The organism is Bordetella muralis (assembly GCF_965139205.1).
Taxonomy (GTDB): Bacteria; Pseudomonadota; Gammaproteobacteria; order Burkholderiales; family Burkholderiaceae_B; genus Bordetella_A; species Bordetella_A muralis.
This window is the reverse complement of record NZ_CBCSIU010000001.1, coordinates 788,758-806,178: the sequence shown is the minus strand read 5'-3', so window position 1 is coordinate 806,178 and position 17,421 is coordinate 788,758. Positions and strand designations below refer to the sequence as shown.

Here is a 17,421-nt window from a genome sequence, read left to right as displayed (position 1 = left end):
ATGTGTCGCCGGTCTGATCATTCATTCTTGCACAGGAAAACGCGCGTGGCCCAAGTAACTCCTACTGCTCCTGCAAAAAAACGCTCGCTGATGCCGCTGGTATTGGTGTTCCTGTGCACCTTGGCACCGATTCTGGCGGCCTTTGTCATGTACAACAACCCGCAATGGTGGCCGGACGACTCCAGCAACTACGGCACCTTGATCGAGCCGCAGCGCCCCATGCCGAGCGCGAGCGAGCTGCAATTGACTACACTAGAGGGCAAGCCTTTCGATCTGCAAAGCTTGAAAGGCAAATGGTTGCTGCTCAGTGTGGGTGAAGCGGCCTGCCCGGAATCCTGCGCCCGCAAGCTCTTCATCACCCGTAATTCGCATGCCAGCCAGGGAAAAAACGTCGATCGTCTGGCGCGTGTCTGGTTCATCACTGACGACGGCGACGTCCCCGCCAAAGTGCTGGAGGCCTACCAAGGCACCATCATGGTCCGGGCGCGGCCCGAGCAATTGGCGCGTTTCCTGGTGGCGCGGGATGCGGGGGCGCCTACCACCCCCACCTCTGGCCAGCCGTCTGATTCACCTGTTCCATCGTTATCGAATTCCTCTTCATCCGGTCAATCCGCTTTATCCGCCCCTTCGGACCTATTGGGGCCCATCTGGGTCATTGATCCTCTGGGCAATCTCATGCTGCAGTTTCCCCCAGAGGCCGATGGCGTCAAGGTGCGCAAAGACATCAGCAAACTGATCTATAGCTCGCGCATTGGCTGACGGCCGGTCTTACTATGCAACACATCAAACAACGTTATCGCAAGCTGGTTTTCTTCACTTGGTTTCTGACGCTCGACCTGATCATGTTCGGTGCGTTTGTGCGCTTGACCGACTCCGGGCTCGGCTGCCCGGATTGGCCCGGCTGCTATGGCAAGGTGACGCCCCTGGGCGCCATGGGCGACATTCATCAGGCCACGCAATCCATGCCCTACGGGCCGGTCACGCTTTCCAAAGCGTGGATCGAGATGATTCACCGCTATGTCGGTGCGTTTCTGGGCATGTTGATCATTGCGATTGTGTTCATGGCTTGGCGTTATCGCCGCGAACTGGGGCGTTCTCCGGCGTTGGCGGTCGTGACGCTGGTTGCGGTGTGCGTGCAAGGGGCTTTTGGCGCCTGGACGGTGACGCACAAGCTCATGCCTGCCGTGGTGACCGCGCATTTGGTGCTGGGCCTGTCGCTGCTGGCGCTGATGACGTGGCTGTCGGCCCGCGAGCACCCGCATGCGCCGCTGCCGGCCACTGCCATCCGATGGCGTCCCTGGCTGATCGTGGGCGTTGCGCTGTTGGCCGTGCAAGTCGCCCTGGGGGGCTGGGTCAGTACGAACTATGCCGCCTTGGCATGTCTGGATTTTCCGACCTGCCACGGGCAATGGCTGCCGGATATGGATTTTCACGGTGGTTTTTCCATCATCCGGGGGCTAGGTGAATTGCCCTCTGGCGAGATGATTTCCCAGCATGCCCTGACGGCAATTCACTGGGTACATCGCAATTTTGCGTTTGTAGTGTTGATTTACCTGGGGATTTTGGCGTGGCGCCTGCGGGCGGAGCCCGGCCTGAGGGGGCCGGCCACCCTGACCTTGGCCCTGCTGGCGGCACAGTTGTGTACCGGTTTGACCACGATTTTCTTCCAGTGGCCCTTGCTGATTGCAGTGTTACATAATGGGGGCGCAGCCGGGCTGACCCTGGCCTGCGTGGTCATGTTGGTGCGTCTTTCCAACGCCGGGCGCCCTGCTCCGACCGCCTGATGGCCGTCAGCGTTTAAAATAGCCCCATTATGTCCAGTCTTGCCGCTCCTCAATCCGGCCTGCTACGCCAGTATCTCGTGCTGACCAAACCGCGCGTGACACAACTGGCGGTGTTCTGTGCCGTCATTGGTATGTTCCTGGCCGTGCCAGGCGTACCTGATCTCAACCATGTCGTTTTTGGCACGCTCGGTATTTGGCTCTTGGCCGCCGCGGCCTTTGCCATCAATTGCCTGATCGAACAGGAAGTCGATGCGCGCATGCTGCGCACGGCTCGCCGCGCTACGGCGCAGGGCACGATTTCGTCTGCCCAGGTCATCACGCTGTCGGGCTTGCTCGGCGGGGCAGGCATGCTGGTGCTGTATCACCTGGTCAACCCGCTGACCATGTGGCTGACGTTTGCCACATTTGTGGGTTACGCGATCATCTACACCATCATTCTCAAGCCGCGCACGCCGCAGAATATCGTCATCGGGGGGCTGTCGGGTGCGATGCCGCCGGCCCTGGGCTGGGCAGCAGTCGCGAATTCCGTGCCGGCCGAGGCATGGATACTGGTATTGATCATTTTCATCTGGACGCCGCCGCATTTCTGGGCGCTGGCCCTGTATCGCAGGCACGATTACGTCAAATCGGGCCTGCCCATGCTGCCGGTCACGCATGGGCAGAAATACACGCAGTTGCAGATCCTGCTGTATAGCCTCGTGTTGCTGGCCTCGACCACACTGCCCTATATCATCCGCATGAGCGGGTTATTCTATTTGGCATCGGCACTCGTGTTGGGCGCCGTGTTTGTCGCCTACGCCTGGCGGCTTTATCGTGAATACAGCGACGAGCTGGCGCGCCGGCTGTTCCGCTTTTCCATCCTGTATCTGTCGCTGTTGTTCGCCGCGTTGTTGGTGGACCACTGGGCCGGCATATTGCTTTGACCTGGGAGATCCCGTTTCATGTCCGTGTTTTCTACCCATCGCCGTGCCGTGCTGCGTGGCGCGGCTGCCCTTGTGCTGACGAGTGCTCTGGCCGCCTGCGGCGATCCTGCACCGAAATTCAAAGGTAACGACATCTCCGGTACGCAATTGGGTAAAGCGCTGGCATTGAATGACCATAACGGCCAGGCGCGCACGTTGCAGGATTTCGCCGGGAAAGTCGTCGTGGCATTTTTCGGCTTTACCCAATGCCCCGATGTTTGCCCCACGGCCTTGGCAGAGCTGTCGCAGGTCATGCAGAAACTGGGGCCCGATGCCGATCGCGTCCAGGTGTTGCTGATCAGTGTCGATCCCGAGCGCGATACGCCCGAGATCCTCAAGCAATACGTCACGACGTTCGACCCGCGTTTCCTGGGATTGACCGGCACGCCCGATCAAGTCAAAGCCACGGCCGCCTCGTTCAAGGCCTATTACGCCAAGGTCCCGACCGGGGACGGCAAGAACTACACCATGGATCACACTGCCGCGTTTTACCTGTTCGACGGTAAAGGCGAGTCGCGTGTGCTGGCCAACAGCACCATCGGCGTTGAGGCGATGGTGCACGATATCAAGCTATTGCTCGACTGATCATCGGCCTATTTGTCGATCCAGGGCGATTGCTGCCAGAGCTTGCGAAAATTGGCTTCGCCCACCTCCAGTTCCTTGGCGTAATCCGCTGGCGCCAAATAGCGCAGCGGGGCGAACATATCGCGCGCCTTGGCCTGAAACTCCGGATCTTGCATAGTCTTGTTCAAGGCATCGACCAGCTTGTCGCGCACATCCGCCGGCAGACCCTTGGGCGCGGCCAGGCCGCGTAATGAGGCCAGCTCGATATCGAAACCCTGTTCCTTAAAGGTGGGGATATCGGGCAGCGCTGATGAACGCGTCGAACCCATTTGCCCCAGGAAATGCAGCGGCGTGCCGCCTTTTTTGTATTGCAGAACTTCGCCGACGTTGATGGCGCCGATCATGATTTCGCCGCCTGCCACTGCGCCGCGCACTTCGCCCGCGCCCTTATAGGGCACATGAGTCAGCTTGGCGCCTGACGCGCGTGCGAATTGCAGCATCGCCAAATGGTCATCAGAGCCTGTGCCGGTCGTGCCGACGGTGGCCTTACCCGGTTTTTGCTTGGCATAGGCAGTCAGATCGGCCAAGGTTTTCACTTGATTGGTCTCGAGCACCGCGAAAGCCCCGGGATCATCGACAACGTTGCCAATCAGATCAAAGCTCTTCCAGGTGAATGAGGTTTCGCGCTCAATGGGGATCGTGAGCAGATTCGGGGTGTTGATGAAACCGATGGTGTAGCCATCCGGCTGCGCACGCGCGAGCTCCGCAAAACCGATGGCGCCGCCCGCACCAGGCCGGTTCAGCACCACAATGCGGCTGTCGCTACCCAAGTACTTCTGTAGAAACGGCGCCATCATGCGGGCGACCAAATCCGTCCCGCCGCCAGGGCCATACGACACGATGAAATTAATAGGGTGCGAGGGATAGTTAGCGGCCTGTGCCGTGCCTGTCAGGCCCATTACCGCGCCAAGGCAGGCTGCGCTCGCCGTCAAGCGAATGAAATGGCGCCGCAAGTTCAGAGTCTGCATAAGGTTGTCTCCTGGTGATGGCGGATGTCCCGCTCGTTTTCAGAAAGAATGCCGGCCAAGGCGCTCTAGAAACCGTGGCCAGACATCGGGGTTCAACAGACGTGGCGGCCGTTCGCCGCGCAGCATCATGATGAGTTGTTCTGCCGCGCCTCGCGCGACATTGCGCCGGGCTTCGTGGGTCACGCCCGCCGTATGAAAACTTCCTACGACGTTGTCATGCTGCAGCAGCGGGGCGTCGTTGCCCGGAGGCTCCTGATCCCAGACGTCCAGGCCAGCGCCCGCCAAGTGACCGCTGGTCAAGGCCGCATTGAGCGCGGCCTCATCGTGAATGCCGCCACGGGCCGTGGTGATAAATACCGATCCGCGCTTCATGGCGGAAAATTGATGCGTGCTGAACATCCCGCGTGTCTGAGCATTCAGCGGGCAATGCAGCGAGACGACATCCGCGGTGGCCAGCAACATGTCCAGATCCATCGGTTCGGCTCCGCGTTCGCGGATCGTCGTTGCATCCAGCAGCGGATCATAGGCGCACACACGCATGCCAAAACCCTGTGCGATCCGCACTACCCGGCGGCCAATTTCGCCGACGCCGATCAGGCCTATGCAGGTGCCTCGTATTTCATGGCCCATCAGCGATTCACGGCTGAAGCCGGTCGCAGTGCGGAGTTGCTGGTGAGACAGGACGATGCGTCGCTGTACGGCCAGCAGCAAGGCAAAGGTGTGTTCGGCAACCGAGTCCGCATTCATGCCCGCCTGGTTCACGACGGCTACGCCCGCCTCGGTGCACGCGGCCACGTCGATGGTGTCGTAGCCGGCTCCTGAGGACGAGACGCAAAGCAGCTCAGGGCAATTGCGCAGCAATTCGCGTGAGACAAACCATTCGTGCGGGAGCTCGTCCTTGGCCGCCGAAGCCAGATAGGCATGGGCCTGCTGCAGCTGGGCTAGCGTGTGATCCTTGTTGCCGCGGGCCGGCAATACCGATAGCGTGGCCGATTGCGCGACCAGTTCATCAAAAATCGGATTGACCCACAGGTCCAATCGGCAAACAAGAGGTGTCATTCTCAAACCGTCCTTTAACGTGCGGTGCGCGCTAAGCCGCCGCGCTCGGACAAGCAAGGGACAGTGCGCGGGGCCGGATGCCTACTCAGGCAGTCGCGGCGCGCAAGTCTCCATGATGTCGTTTCGAGGACTGTACGGAACTTATGTGGTGAAATAAAGCGAATATTTTTCCAAAAAATAAAACGCTTTTAGGAAACAAAGATTGGCGAGAAAGGCGTGCAAAGGCGCCGCGCGCATGCCGTCGACTCAGAGCATGCAGCTGGGCGCGTGAAAATCAATGGTCTCCACAGCCAGTTTGCGCATGCTTTCCAACATGGGCCGGGTATCGTCGCGCCGCCATTCAAAGCAATATTGCAGCGGCGTGAGTGGCGGAAACTCCGCCAGCAGCACCATTTCGCCGCGTTGACACAGCAACTGTGCCCAGGCGCTCGGCAAAAAGCCTACGCCCAATCCCTGGCGGATGATCCCCGCCACTGCGCCCCAGCTGTTGCACGACAGCGTACGTCCGGGAGCAAGCCGGTTGCTGGTCAGCCATTCGTCCAGGATACGGATGACGCCGGAGTTATGCGGCAGCGTCACCAGTGTCAGCTCGGACAGTTGTGCAGGTAGTGCCGGGCCGCGCCGGCCGAGCGCGCGAGGTGTGCCCACCCACGAGAATTCCACCTGCCCGATGGTGCTGGACGCAATGGCGGGTCGGGACGAGGGGCCGCCGATGATCGCGAAATCGAGCTCTCCTTCCTCCAGCTTGTCTTCTACCAGATGGCCGACATCGGCAAAGGGCTCGACCCGCAAATCGGGATGATCGCGCTGAATGGCCTCGATAAACTGCGGCATCCACGTCCACGAGGTCAATTCCCCCACGCCGAAACAGCAGCGCCCCGAGTAGTTCAGATGTGTGCCGGCTTGCTGCATGAACAGGTCCGCTCCCCGCAGCAACTCCTTCGCATGAGGCAGCAGGTGATCGCCCAACGGCGTCAGCGTTGCGGTGCGTGCGCTGCGATTAAAGAGTTGCGCGCCCAGCGACGTCTCCAGTTCGCCGATGCGTTTGGAGAGCGACGAGACGGAGATATTCAAACGGTTGGCGGCAATAGCGAAGTTCTTGCAGATTGCTGCCCAATAGAACGCTTCCAGTTGTTTGAGAGTCATATCTCGCCCGGCGGTGGGAAAAAAGCGAAATCAAATATATCAATAAATTCGCTTTTCTGAGATAAACCGTCGCGGACGCTACACCGGGCAATGCCCTTTTCACCCATGCGCTGCGCGCCACGCCTGGTACGCGGCCAGCGCCGCAGGCGTCAACTCGGCCGGCGTGATCTCGCGCTGATGTCCCATGATCATCAACGCGTAAGGCGTCGCCAGGGCGGCAGCCTCGGCACATAGGCGGGCCTCCTCGCCTTGCGAGGGCAGCCGGTTGCGCCAATAATTGATGGCCTGCTCGAGGTCGGGCAATGAGATGGGCGTATTCATGCTGGTATTGTCCCAGAACGACGCGTGAGAAGTCCGCCACGGTTTGCAAAGCGTCACGATAGCAACACGCCGATACTGCGGCCAGATGCTATATAACGGGCCGTGTTGTCGATGGAGGCACATTATGAATACCCAAGTTCCTACGCCGGGCGAAACGCCGCGTCGCCGTTTGCACCCGTTGGTAGCTACCGCCGCCGTGTCGGTCATCGTGTTGTCCACAGTCGCAGTGGCCTCTTTGCTGGGTTGGATTCCCACACCCGGGGCAGAGCCTACCGGCCAGACGCCTGTGCACGAAGCTCAAGTCCAGGCCGAGGCCGAGGCGCAGCAGGCCTCGGCTGACCCCGACGCTTCATCAGGCGTCGTAGGCGAAGGGGAGACTGCTCCCCCGGCCTCCCAGGCTGATGCTTCCGCGCAAGGCCGCACCAAAGCCCCATCGCCCGCGCCAGCCAAGTCCGCCAGCGTCTCAAAATCGTCTGCCTCTCAGACCTCGGCGGCCGGCAAATCGTCCGTGTCCTCTGCCACTTGCGCGAACTGTGGCGTGGTGGAGACCATACGGACCGTCCAGGTTCCCAAGAAAAACGAGGGCTATAACGTGGTGGGCACCGTCGCCGGCGGTGTCGTCGGAGGTGTAGTAGGCCATCAGTTCGGTGGGGGCAGCGGCAAAGACGCTCTGACCGTGCTGGGCGCCGTCGGTGGCGCTTTGGCAGGTCATGAAATCGAGCGTAATATCAGACAGCAACAGACCGTGACACACTACGAGCTGACGGTGCGCATGGATAATGGCAGCAAGCGTACGTTTCGCAGCTCGCAGCCGTTTGCCTATGCCTCCGGTGATCACGTCCGCGTCGAAAACGACCAACTGCTGCCACGCTAAGCATCGCCTCCTGGAGACTGCATGTCCAAGTCCAATACCAATCCCTTTGTTTTGCCTGGTTTAGGGCAGGACAACGACCTTTCGGGTAACCCGTTGCTGGCCAGCATGGAGATGATGCGCAAGGCATGGGCGGGACTGGCGGGCCCGGGGGGCTTGGCACAATCGTTGCCTATTGCCCCTCCGATGAATCTCGAGGAGCTCGAGCGCCGCATTGCCGAACTGCGTACCGTCGAAAGCTGGCTGCGCATGAACCTGTCAATGTTGAGCAGCGCCATCCAAGGCATGGAGGTTCAGCGTTCCACCATCACAACGTTGCGCTCCTTTGTGGCTGGCGCGACCGGGAATGGTCCATCTCCCCTGGAGATCGTGCTGGGACTGAAACCTGCTCAGGGTGCGGCTAAGCCTGCGCCGGCATCGACGGGGGCGTCCTCCCGTTCCGAACCCCGCCCGTCAACTGCCGAGGCACCGGCTTCCTCTGGCGATGAGGGACCGGCGCCATCCGTTGGTGCCGATACTGCCAGCATGGCCGATCAGATGAATCAGGCCTCGCAAGCATGGTGGAATCTGCTGCAGCAGCAATTCAACCAGATCGCGACAGCCACGGCCTCCAGCATGCCCGATCCCGCCGCCATGCAAGCGGCAGCTGAAGCGGCGACCGGGGCTCCTCCTGCGCAAGCGAACTCTGCACCAGCCGCTGCGCCTGCGGCTCCTCGCAAGCGTGCGCCGCGCAAAGCCGCGGCCAAACGTGCGCCCGCCGCACCGAAGTCATAACCTTTCCATTCAATCGCGCGGCGAGCCTGTTGCTTGTCGCCCTAAAGCTGTTTCCTGAATTCCTATGCTAAATGTCGTTATTCTTGCCGCCGGACTGGGTAAACGCATGCAGTCCGATCTGCCCAAAGTCTTGCACCCCCTCGCGGGCAAACCGATGCTCGAGCATGTGCTCGATAGCGCCAGCCAACTGAATCCCGGCCGCATTACGATCGTGGTCGGTCATGGCGCCGACCGTGTCCGTGGGGCATTCGACGGCCGCGCAGACCTCAGCTTTGCCTTGCAACAGCCGCAACAGGGCACAGGCCATGCCGTTCAGCAGGCAGTTCCGTTCCTGCAGGAAGACGGTAAAGACGATGTGACGCTGGTGCTATACGGCGATGTGCCGTTGGTGCAGCCCGACACACTGCGCCGCTTGCTTGACGCGCGCGGCGAGGGTGCTGCCGTCTTGACCGAGATTCTGGACGATGCGACGGGTTATGGCCGTATCGTGCGCAACGACCAGGGCCAGGTCACGCGCATCGTCGAACACAAGGACGCCAGCGAGGCTGAACGCGCCATTCGCGAGGTCAATACCGGCATTCTGGTAGCTCCCACGGCCAAGCTCAAGGACTGGCTCAGCCGTATCGACAACAACAACGCTCAGGGCGAGTACTACCTGACCGACGTGGTCGGCCTGGCTGTCGCCGATGGTGTGCCGGTGGGCGCTGCCCAGCCCGCTGCAGGTTGGGAAACGCTGGGTGTAAACAGTCGCGTGCAGCAAGCCGAGCTGGAGCGCCGTTACCAGCAAGAACAAGCCCGTCGTCTGCTCGAGGCGGGTGTGACGCTCGCTGACCCTGCACGTTTCGACGTGCGCGGTTCGCTGACCTGCGGACGCGACGTGGTCATCGATGTGGGCTGCGTATTCGAGGGCAAAGTCGAATTGGCCGATGGCGTGCGCGTCGGCCCGCATTGCGTATTGCGTGACGTTTCTGTGGGCGCCGGCACGCAGATCGAGGCATTCAGCCATATTCAGCAAGCCGTTGTCGGCAGCGACGCGCGTATCGGCCCCTATGCCCGGCTGCGTCCCGGCGCACAGTTGGGCGATCGCACTCATGTAGGCAACTTTGTCGAAATCAAAAACAGCGTGCTGGACGTGGACAGCAAAGCCAACCATTTGGCGTATATCGGTGACGCCGATATCGGCGCTCGCGTCAACGTTGGCGCAGGGGTCATCACCTGCAACTACGACGGTGCCAACAAGTTCCGCACGACCATCGAGGACGATGCTTTTATCGGTTCGGATAGCCAACTGGTTGCTCCGGTGCGCGTGGGCCGTGGCGCCACATTAGGCGCTGGCACCACGTTGACCACCGACGCACCCGCAGGGAAACTGACCATCTCGCCACGGGCGCGCCCGAGCACGATCGAGGGCTGGCAGCGCCCCCAGAAAAAGTCGTGAGCGCCGCAGCACCGGAGGAACCGGAACCTCGCGAAGAGCCTCGCCCTCGTCCTGCGTTGCCTGATGGCTTGCCGACACCGCGGCGATATTGGGCAGCCGCTACGGTCCTGACGGGCATCAGCCTGTCGGTGTTGGATACCTCCATCGCCAATGTGGCGCTGCCCACCATTTCCGTCGACCTGCAGGCGCAGCCCTCGCAGGCGGTGTGGGTGGTCAACGCCTACAACTTGGCAGTGGTGATGCTGTTGCTGCCGTTGTCCGCCTTATCCGAGCGCATCGGCTTTCGGCGCATGTTTTCGATCGGGTTGGCCTTGTTCACCGTCGCATCGTTATGCGGTGCGATCTCGACGTCGCTGTGGCAATTAACCGCTGCGCGTGTGGTGCAGGGCATCGGCGCAGCTTCGCTGATGTGCATGTTCGGCGGGTTGGTGCGCAATATCTATCCGCTGCACATGCTCGGTCGCGGTATCAGCATCAATGCGACCGCTGTGGCAGTCATGTCCGTGCTGGGGCCCACGATAGGCTCGGTCATCCTCGAGCTCGCACACTGGCGCTGGATCTTTGCCATTAATCTTCCCATCTGCATCGGCGTCATGTTTGGCCTGCGGCATCTACCCGAGGTACCTCGCAGCAACATTCGTCTCGATTGGCGCAGTGCCTTGCTATGCATGTTGACGCTCGGCGTCTTTATTTCCGGTGTGGACACGCTGGGCCAGAACGCCTGGCGCGGTGTGTTGCTCATCGCGGTAGCGGTTGTGGCGGGCTGCATATTGGTGCGTCGTGTGAGTCATCAACCTGCGCCCTTGGTGCCCATCGATCTGTTGCGGATTCGATCCGTTGCCTATGCGGTAGCGGCGTCGGCATGTACTTTTGCGGCCCAGATGGCCTCGTTTGTGTCATTGCCGTTTTATTTTCAACAGGTCCTGGGCCGACCCTATTTAGAGGTCGGCATGTTGATGGGGGCGTGGCCAGTCGGTACCGCCATCGTGGCGCCCTTGGCAGGCCGCATGTCCGATCGTTATTCCGCTGCGATGCTCAGTGGCGCGGGGGCCGCGGCCATGATGTTGGGACTGGCCACCCTGGCATTCTTGCCGCTCAGCGCGAGCAATACCTGGATCATGGTCGCGATGTTCATTACTGGCATGGGGTTCGGTTTTTTTCAGACCCCCAATAACCGGGCCATGTTGTCCTCGGCACCGCGGCAACGCAGCGGCGCTGCGGGCGGTATGCAGGCGACGACACGCGTATTTGGTCAGAGTTTCGGTACGGCATTGGTCGCTATCGCCTTTGGTATGGGTGGTGCTCACGGACCTTCTGTCGCCTTGATATTGGCAACGGTATGCGCGGCGTTGGCGATAGGCGTCAACACAGTGCGAGCCAACAAGCTTCGGACAGATTGAAATCCCGAAAGCATCCCTCGCATGTCGTGCTCCTATAATGCGCCGATATAGGCTTCCTTAGACGTTGCGCATGAAAATCCTGCAACTCAATTTTGAAAAAGGCTGGCGCGGCGGCGAACGTCAAACGCTCTATTGCATGCGCGCCTTTCGCGCCGCGGGCCACGACGTAGAGGTGCTGTGCCGTGCGGGCGCGCCGCTGCAGGCACGTGCTGCCGAAGACGGCTTCGTCGCCCATGGCGTACACAACGTATTTGCGCAACTCGCCTATTTGGCACGCGCCGGCCACCGCTACGACATCATCCATGCGCAAACGGCCAACACCGTGACCTGGGCGGTGCTGACCAAGGCCTTGCATCGTTGTCCCGTTGTGTTTTCCCGCCGCACCTCGTTCGAGGTCAAACCCAACGAAGAATGGAAAACCGGCGCCAAGTGGCGGCGTGTCGACTGTTTTGTCGCCATCAGCGAAATGGCCGCTGCCGAGCCGCGCCGTCTCGGTTTGCATCCCGTCATCATCCGCAGCGCGGTCGAGCCGCACACCATCGATACCGGCAACGTCGGGCGCTTGGTTGCCGAGCTGGGCCTGCAGGGCAAAAAGGTCTTGGCGACCTCAGCCGCGCTCATTCATGACAAAGATCCCATCACGCTGATCCGTGCGGTCGGCGAGTTGGCCCGCACGCGTAGCGACTTTGTTTTTGTGCACTTTGGCGCGGGAGGTGATCGCGAGGTGCAGGCCCGGGCAGAGGTTGAGGCACTCGGATTACAAGATATCTATCTCTTTGCCGGCTTTCGTAAAGGCATCGAAGACTACTACAGCATCTTTGACGTGTTTGTCATGAGCTCCCTCGAAGAGGCGCTGGGCAGCAGCGTGCTCGACGCCTTTCTGCAGCGTGTGCCTGTGGTCTCAACCGACGCCGGTGGCCTGAAAGAAAGCCTCGCAGATGGCCGTGGCGTGTTGTGCGCGGTGGGAGACATGCAAGGCATGGCGCAAGGCATGGCCCGTTGTCTGGATGATGCGGCCTTTCGCGCCGACTGCACCCAACGCGCCTACGATTATGTGCGCACCGAGCATGACGTCACCGAGATGGGACGGCGCTACCTCGCGCAGTTCAACAAACTGCTGGCCTCACGCCGAGTCTGATCGATGCTATGCATCGGGCACTTCGACTCGTGTTTCGAATTTTGCCCGATGCACTGAAAAAAACGTGCGCACGTTACGCACATTCGCTTGTGCCGTGAACGCCCGATGCACTAGCGCATGATAGGCGGGCATATCCCGCACTTGCACGATCACGACAAAATCCGGACCTGTCGATACCCGATAGCATTGCTGTACGGCCGGTTCATCCATCAGGCTGCGTTCAAACGCATTCAGACTTTCTGCCGCCTGCACATCCAGCGTGATCTCCACAATCGCCGTCAAACTGCTGCCCAGCTTTTCCGGCGCCAGGATGGCCACCTGCCGTGCGATCACTCCCGATTCCACCAATCGCCGCACCCGGCGCAGGCAGGTCGGTGGCGATGCATGCACCCGCGCCGCCAACTCCTGGTTCGTCAGCGCGCTGTCCTGCTGCAGCTGATTCAGGATGCGACGATCCAAATCATCCAATTCCAGCGGGAGGGGGTCATTGTCTTGCATTTTTATTTCATAAATATGGATTAAACGAAAATATATTTAATCACGTTTAAGTAAGAAAATAAGATTTCATAGGTAATCAAATAAGGAAATCAAATTTCACTCCATCCGGCGCACAATCTGCCCCATACCCAAATTATTGGAGATCCACCTTATGTGCGGCATCGTTGGCGCCGTCGCTCAACGCGACATTACCCCCATCCTGGTCGAGGGCCTGAAGCGGCTCGAATACCGTGGCTACGATTCCTGCGGCGTCGCGCTGTACATGGACGGACATCTGCGCCGTACGCGCAGCACGCAGCGCGTTGCTGAGCTGGGCGACCAGATCGCCCAGGACAAACTGTCCGGCTTCACCGGCATCGCACACACCCGCTGGGCCACCCATGGCGTGCCCGCCACGCATAACGCTCACCCGCACTTTTCCCATCTCGGCAACGATGAGCCGCGCATCGCACTCGTACACAACGGCATCATCGAAAACCACGATGAACTGCGCGCCGAGCTGCAGGCCGCTGGCTATGTTTTCGAAAGCCAGACCGACACCGAGGTCATCGCTCACCTGGTCAATCACCTGTACAACGGCGATCTGTTCGACAGCGTGCAGCAGGCTGTCCGCCGCCTTCAGGGCGCCTATGCGATCGCCGTGTTCTGCCGTGACGAACCGCACCGCGTGGTCGGCGCACGCCAGGGTTCGCCCTTGGTCGTTGGCGTAGGCCAGAACGAAAATTTCCTCGCCTCTGATGCCTTGGCGCTGGCCGGCACTACCGATCAGATCATCTATCTGGAAGACGGCGACGTCGTCGACCTGCAACTGTCGCGCGTCTGGATCACCGACACCGAAGGCAAGCCCGTAGAACGCAAAGTTCATACCGTGCAGGTACACACTGGCGCTGCCGAGCTCGGTCCCTATCGCCACTACATGCAAAAAGAGATCTTCGAACAGCCGCGCGCGGTGGGCGATACCTTGCAAGACATCGAGACCATCACGCCTGAGCTATTCGGCGACGAGGCGTACAAGGTTTTCAAAGACATCGATTCGCTGCTCATCCTGGCGTGCGGCACCAGCTACTACGCCGGCTTGACCGCCAAATACTGGATCGAATCCGTCGCAAAGATTCCCGTCGCCGTCGAGATCGCCAGCGAGTATCGCTATCGCGACAGCGTGCCCAACCCGCGTTCGCTGGTCGTCACCATCTCGCAATCCGGCGAGACCGCCGACACGCTGGCCGCGTTGAAACACGCCCGGTCGCTGGGCATGGAGCACACGCTGACCATTTGCAACGTGGCTACCAGTGCCATGGTGCGTGAATGCAAGCTGTCGTACATCACGCGTGCCGGTGTCGAGATCGGCGTCGCATCGACCAAGGCGTTCACTACACAATTGACCGCCTTGTTCCTGCTCACGCTGGCCCTGGCCCAGGTGCGCGGCACCCTGAATGCCGAGCAAGAAGCCGAGCATCTGAAGGCATTGCGCCACTTGCCTGTCGCAATCGGTTCAGTACTGGCGCTCGAGCCGCAGATCATGGCCTGGGCCGATCGCTTTGCGACCAAGGAAAACGCCTTGTTCCTCGGGCGCGGGATGCATTATCCGATCGCTTTGGAAGGCGCGCTGAAGCTGAAAGAAATCAGCTACATCCACGCCGAGGCTTATCCTGCTGGCGAACTCAAGCACGGCCCGCTGGCATTGGTCACCGAACACATGCCCGTCGTGACCATTGCCCCGCGCGATGCCTTGCTGGAAAAACTGAAATCCAACATGCAAGAAGTCCGCGCACGCGGCGGTGAGCTGTATGTGTTCGCCGATGCCGACAGCCGTATTGCCAACGCCGAAGGCATGCACGTGATCCGTATACCGGAACACTATGGCGTGTTGTCGCCGATCCTGCATACGATCCCGCTGCAGTTGCTGTCGTATCACACGGCATGCGCGCGTGGGACAGATGTGGATAAACCGCGCAACTTGGCCAAGAGTGTGACGGTGGAGTGACGAGCTGCTGCGTGAGCGATATCGACCTCAGTTGCAGTTTATCGGAACGGAAGCGACTCGCCGCTGTTGTCAGTGGGCTGTACGTAGTGCATCGAAAAACGCTTTCTTTCCGGTTTCGCCGGTTGCGAGTAGTGCGGCCACCGGTTCTCTTCGCTCCCCGGTCCGGTGGGCTCGCTCAAGTGCGCCCGCACGTGTGACGGCGACACGCTCGCTGCCGGCGGTGTGTTTCTTAACGCTGCCAGCGGCGACACTCAACTCAACCTCTGTGCGAGCCGAAGCCAGATCCTTCAAGGCGGCATCCCGCTTCATATTATTCGCATATATGGGCATTCCAATTCGGAATGAGCATGTGCACTTTTCATCTCCGTCTACCGATCTTCATGACATAGTGAAGGCTCATCAAAAAAGCAAAATCAGGTATCGGAGGAGAACACCATGAAGCTGTATCCCACCAGCCAGGCCACTCGTACGCAACGTCCATGGGCGAGCCTGGCAGCCGTATTTCTGAGTTTGGCGTGTTTCGGCCTTTCGCCTGTCGCGGCGGCCGCGCTATCAGAATGGCCGTCCAAGCCCGTACGCCTTGTGGTTCCCTACGCACCCGGCGGCATTGCCGATATCGCTGCGCGCTCGGCCGCGCAAAAGATGGCCGAGCAGACCGGCCAGCCTTTCGTCGTCGAGAACAAGCCTGGCGCTGATACGCGCATTGGTACGGAATATGTTGCCCGTGCCAAAGGGGATGCGTACGTCCTGTTGCTGGCCGGTGGCGGCTTTGCCGTCAACAATGCCTTGTTCGACAATCTGCCGTATGACACGGTCCGCGACTTTGTACCTGTCGGCCTGGTCGTGTCCAATCCTTTGCTGCTGGTGACGGCCGCCGACAAGCCCTATCAGAACGTTGGCGATCTGGTGCAGGCCGCCAAGAAGGGCGAGGTTATTACGCTGGCCTCCGGTGGACGTGGCACGCTCAGTCATATGTCCATGGAGCTGTTGGCGTCGTCGACTGGCGTGCCCATTACGCATGTGCCCTACAAGGGTGGTTCGGCGCATACTGCCGATGTGGTCAGCGGGCTAGTGTCGGGTATCTTCGAGAACCCCAGTTCGGCCTTACCGTTGGTGCGTTCGGGTAAGTACAAGCCCTTAGCCGTGACCGGTGCGCAGCGCAACTCGGCGTTGCCGGACGTGCCGACAGTGATGGAAAGTGGTGTAGAGGGCTTTGAAGTGATTAACTGGTTTGGCATGTTTGCACCGGCAGGCATCGAGCCGGCAACTACTCAGCAGATGGCGGCCGTGTTAGGGCGGGCGCTGCAGGATGAATCTTTGCGCAAGCGTTTTTCCAGCGAGGGGGTCACAGTCGGTGGCCCTCTCGGATCTCAGTTTGGCAGTTTTGTGGCTGACGAAACCAAGAAATGGGCCACCATCGTGGAAAGTAGGAATATTCGTGACAACCAATAGCATGTGCGTTTCTGCGGGTGGCCTTGATGCCGAACTGCATGCCTTTCTGCAAAAAGTAAGCAACCTGGACGCAAGTCTGATCGATAGCGGTCTGGATGATACGCAGCGTCGCCGGCACGTGAGTGAGCTAATTGCGCTGGCCTTACCGTCGCAGCCGGATACGGGCGTTGCCCGTCGCGACACCTATATTGGTGCGGCGGGCCGTGAGATTCCCGTGCGGCTGTATCTACCGCCAGGTGCGCAGGCCACTCGTCGTCGGCTGATGGTGTATTTTCATGGTGGCGGCTGGATGGTGGGCAGTGTGGCGACCCACGATGCGCTGTGTGCACAACTGGCCCTGGAAATGGGTTACGTCGTGGCGAGCGTGCATTACCGTCGCGCGCCGGAGAATCCCTTTCCGGCGCCGTTGGACGATGGCTGGGAGGCGGTGCGCTGGCTGTCAAAACATGGTGGATTGTTCGGCGCCGACCCGCAGGCGCCGCTGGCGCTTGGCGGTGATAGCGCCGGCGCGCACCTGGCTCTGGGCTGCGCCATGCAAGCCAGCTATCAGGGCGGTCCTGCCATTGATCGTTTGCTGCTGTTCTATCCGCCTGTGCACAGGCATGCGGATACGCCTAGTCTGCGCGAGTTCGACCGCGGCCCCGGATTGTCGGCCGCCACAATGCGCCACTTCTGGGATGCCTACATCGGTGATCCGCACAAACATGCGGACGATCCGCGCTTGCATCTCGATCTCTGGACGCGGCCGGCATCTCTGCCTCCGGCTGTCATCATGACCGCTGCCTGCGATATTCTGCGCGATGAAGGCGAAGCCTATGCGCACCGGCTTGCCGAAGGTGGGCTCAAAGTGGTTCTGCTGCGCGCGGCGGCTATGCCACATGGTTTTGCGCGTATGCTCACAGCTAGCGCCCAGGCTCGCGCGCACGTGAGGCAAGCGTGCGTCGAATTGCTAGCGCTGGTCTAGCCATACTGCTCAGATCGGTACACTAAGCACATTTTCGA

At 60.4% G+C, this 17,421-nt stretch carries 17 protein-coding genes; 12 read left to right on the top strand and 5 right to left on the bottom strand.

Annotation, left to right across the window (positions count from 1 at the left end; genetic code table 11):
- Window positions 1-90: 90 nt before the first annotated feature.
- Genes ACNA0I_RS03690 through ACNA0I_RS03675 form a run of 4 tightly spaced genes read left to right on the top strand, consistent with a single transcriptional unit; the run spans window position 91 to window position 3,331 of the window.
- Complete coding sequence (locus tag ACNA0I_RS03690) at window positions 91-759, top strand: SCO family protein (protein ID WP_415804836.1); 669 nt, start codon at window positions 91-93, stop codon at window positions 757-759.
- 14 nt (window positions 760-773) lie between these two features.
- The gene (locus tag ACNA0I_RS03685) at window positions 774-1,784 is read left to right on the top strand and encodes a COX15/CtaA family protein (RefSeq protein ID WP_415804695.1); all 1,011 of its coding nucleotides are present in this window, start codon (window positions 774-776) and stop codon (window positions 1,782-1,784) included.
- A 29-nt stretch (window positions 1,785-1,813) separates the two neighbouring features.
- Window positions 1,814-2,707 carry a heme o synthase gene (cyoE, locus tag ACNA0I_RS03680; RefSeq protein WP_415804694.1) on the top strand — a complete coding sequence of 298 codons (894 nt, stop codon included), beginning with the start codon at window positions 1,814-1,816 and terminating at the stop codon, window positions 2,705-2,707.
- Between the two features lie 18 nt (window positions 2,708-2,725).
- On the top strand, window positions 2,726-3,331 hold the full coding sequence (locus tag ACNA0I_RS03675) for an SCO family protein (protein ID WP_415804693.1): 606 nt from the start codon (window positions 2,726-2,728) through the stop codon (window positions 3,329-3,331).
- 8 nt (window positions 3,332-3,339) lie between these two features.
- Here ACNA0I_RS03675 and ACNA0I_RS03670 read toward each other — a convergent pair whose 3' ends face one another.
- From ACNA0I_RS03670 to ACNA0I_RS03655, 4 genes are all read right to left on the bottom strand, one after another.
- Complete coding sequence (locus ACNA0I_RS03670; RefSeq protein ID WP_415804692.1) at window positions 3,340-4,338, bottom strand: Bug family tripartite tricarboxylate transporter substrate binding protein; 999 nt, start codon at window positions 4,336-4,338, stop codon at window positions 3,340-3,342.
- Between the two features lie 39 nt (window positions 4,339-4,377).
- A complete protein-coding gene (locus ACNA0I_RS03665; protein WP_415804691.1) occupies window positions 4,378-5,397 on the bottom strand; it encodes a hydroxyacid dehydrogenase in 1,020 nt (339 codons plus the stop codon).
- 246 nt (window positions 5,398-5,643) lie between these two features.
- Window positions 5,644-6,543, bottom strand: coding sequence for a LysR family transcriptional regulator (locus ACNA0I_RS03660; RefSeq protein ID WP_415804690.1), 900 nt, complete (start codon window positions 6,541-6,543; stop codon window positions 5,644-5,646).
- Window positions 6,544-6,642: 99 nt separating this feature from the next.
- Window positions 6,643-6,864: a DUF3717 domain-containing protein gene (locus tag ACNA0I_RS03655; RefSeq protein WP_094819496.1), complete on the bottom strand. Its 222-nt coding sequence runs from the start codon at window positions 6,862-6,864 to the stop codon at window positions 6,643-6,645.
- Window positions 6,865-6,988: 124 nt separating this feature from the next.
- Here ACNA0I_RS03655 and ACNA0I_RS03650 point away from each other — a divergent pair, with 124 nt between their 5' ends.
- The 5 genes from ACNA0I_RS03650 (at window position 6,989) to ACNA0I_RS03630 (ending at window position 12,485) form a co-directional block, all read left to right on the top strand.
- Window positions 6,989-7,738: a glycine zipper 2TM domain-containing protein gene (locus tag ACNA0I_RS03650; protein ID WP_415804689.1), complete on the top strand. Its 750-nt coding sequence runs from the start codon at window positions 6,989-6,991 to the stop codon at window positions 7,736-7,738.
- Between the two features lie 21 nt (window positions 7,739-7,759).
- Complete coding sequence (locus ACNA0I_RS03645; RefSeq protein ID WP_415804688.1) at window positions 7,760-8,509, top strand: PhaM family polyhydroxyalkanoate granule multifunctional regulatory protein; 750 nt, start codon at window positions 7,760-7,762, stop codon at window positions 8,507-8,509.
- A gap of 64 nt (window positions 8,510-8,573) precedes the next feature.
- The gene (gene glmU, locus ACNA0I_RS03640; RefSeq protein WP_415804687.1) at window positions 8,574-9,947 is read left to right on the top strand and encodes a bifunctional UDP-N-acetylglucosamine diphosphorylase/glucosamine-1-phosphate N-acetyltransferase GlmU; all 1,374 of its coding nucleotides are present in this window, start codon (window positions 8,574-8,576) and stop codon (window positions 9,945-9,947) included.
- Entirely contained in the window at window positions 9,944-11,347 is a 1,404-nt protein-coding gene (locus ACNA0I_RS03635; protein ID WP_415804686.1) for an MFS transporter, read from the top strand. The genes glmU and ACNA0I_RS03635 overlap by 4 nt, the downstream gene beginning before the upstream one ends.
- Window positions 11,348-11,417: 70 nt before the next feature.
- Window positions 11,418-12,485 carry a glycosyltransferase family 4 protein gene (locus tag ACNA0I_RS03630; RefSeq protein ID WP_415804685.1) on the top strand — a complete coding sequence of 356 codons (1,068 nt, stop codon included), beginning with the start codon at window positions 11,418-11,420 and terminating at the stop codon, window positions 12,483-12,485.
- Window positions 12,486-12,491: 6 nt separating this feature from the next.
- Here ACNA0I_RS03630 and ACNA0I_RS03625 read toward each other — a convergent pair whose 3' ends face one another.
- Entirely contained in the window at window positions 12,492-12,983 is a 492-nt protein-coding gene (locus tag ACNA0I_RS03625; protein WP_415804684.1) for an Lrp/AsnC family transcriptional regulator, read from the bottom strand.
- 151 nt (window positions 12,984-13,134) lie between these two features.
- Here ACNA0I_RS03625 and glmS point away from each other — a divergent pair, with 151 nt between their 5' ends.
- The 3 genes from glmS (at window position 13,135) to ACNA0I_RS03610 (ending at window position 17,383) form a co-directional block, all read left to right on the top strand.
- Window positions 13,135-14,967, top strand: coding sequence for a glutamine--fructose-6-phosphate transaminase (isomerizing) (gene glmS / locus ACNA0I_RS03620; protein ID WP_415804683.1), 1,833 nt, complete (start codon window positions 13,135-13,137; stop codon window positions 14,965-14,967).
- A 435-nt stretch (window positions 14,968-15,402) separates the two neighbouring features.
- Complete coding sequence (locus ACNA0I_RS03615; RefSeq protein ID WP_415804682.1) at window positions 15,403-16,419, top strand: Bug family tripartite tricarboxylate transporter substrate binding protein; 1,017 nt, start codon at window positions 15,403-15,405, stop codon at window positions 16,417-16,419.
- Window positions 16,406-17,383 carry an alpha/beta hydrolase gene (locus ACNA0I_RS03610; protein WP_415804681.1) on the top strand — a complete coding sequence of 326 codons (978 nt, stop codon included), beginning with the start codon at window positions 16,406-16,408 and terminating at the stop codon, window positions 17,381-17,383. The genes ACNA0I_RS03615 and ACNA0I_RS03610 overlap by 14 nt, the downstream gene beginning before the upstream one ends.
- Window positions 17,384-17,421 lie beyond the last annotated feature (38 nt).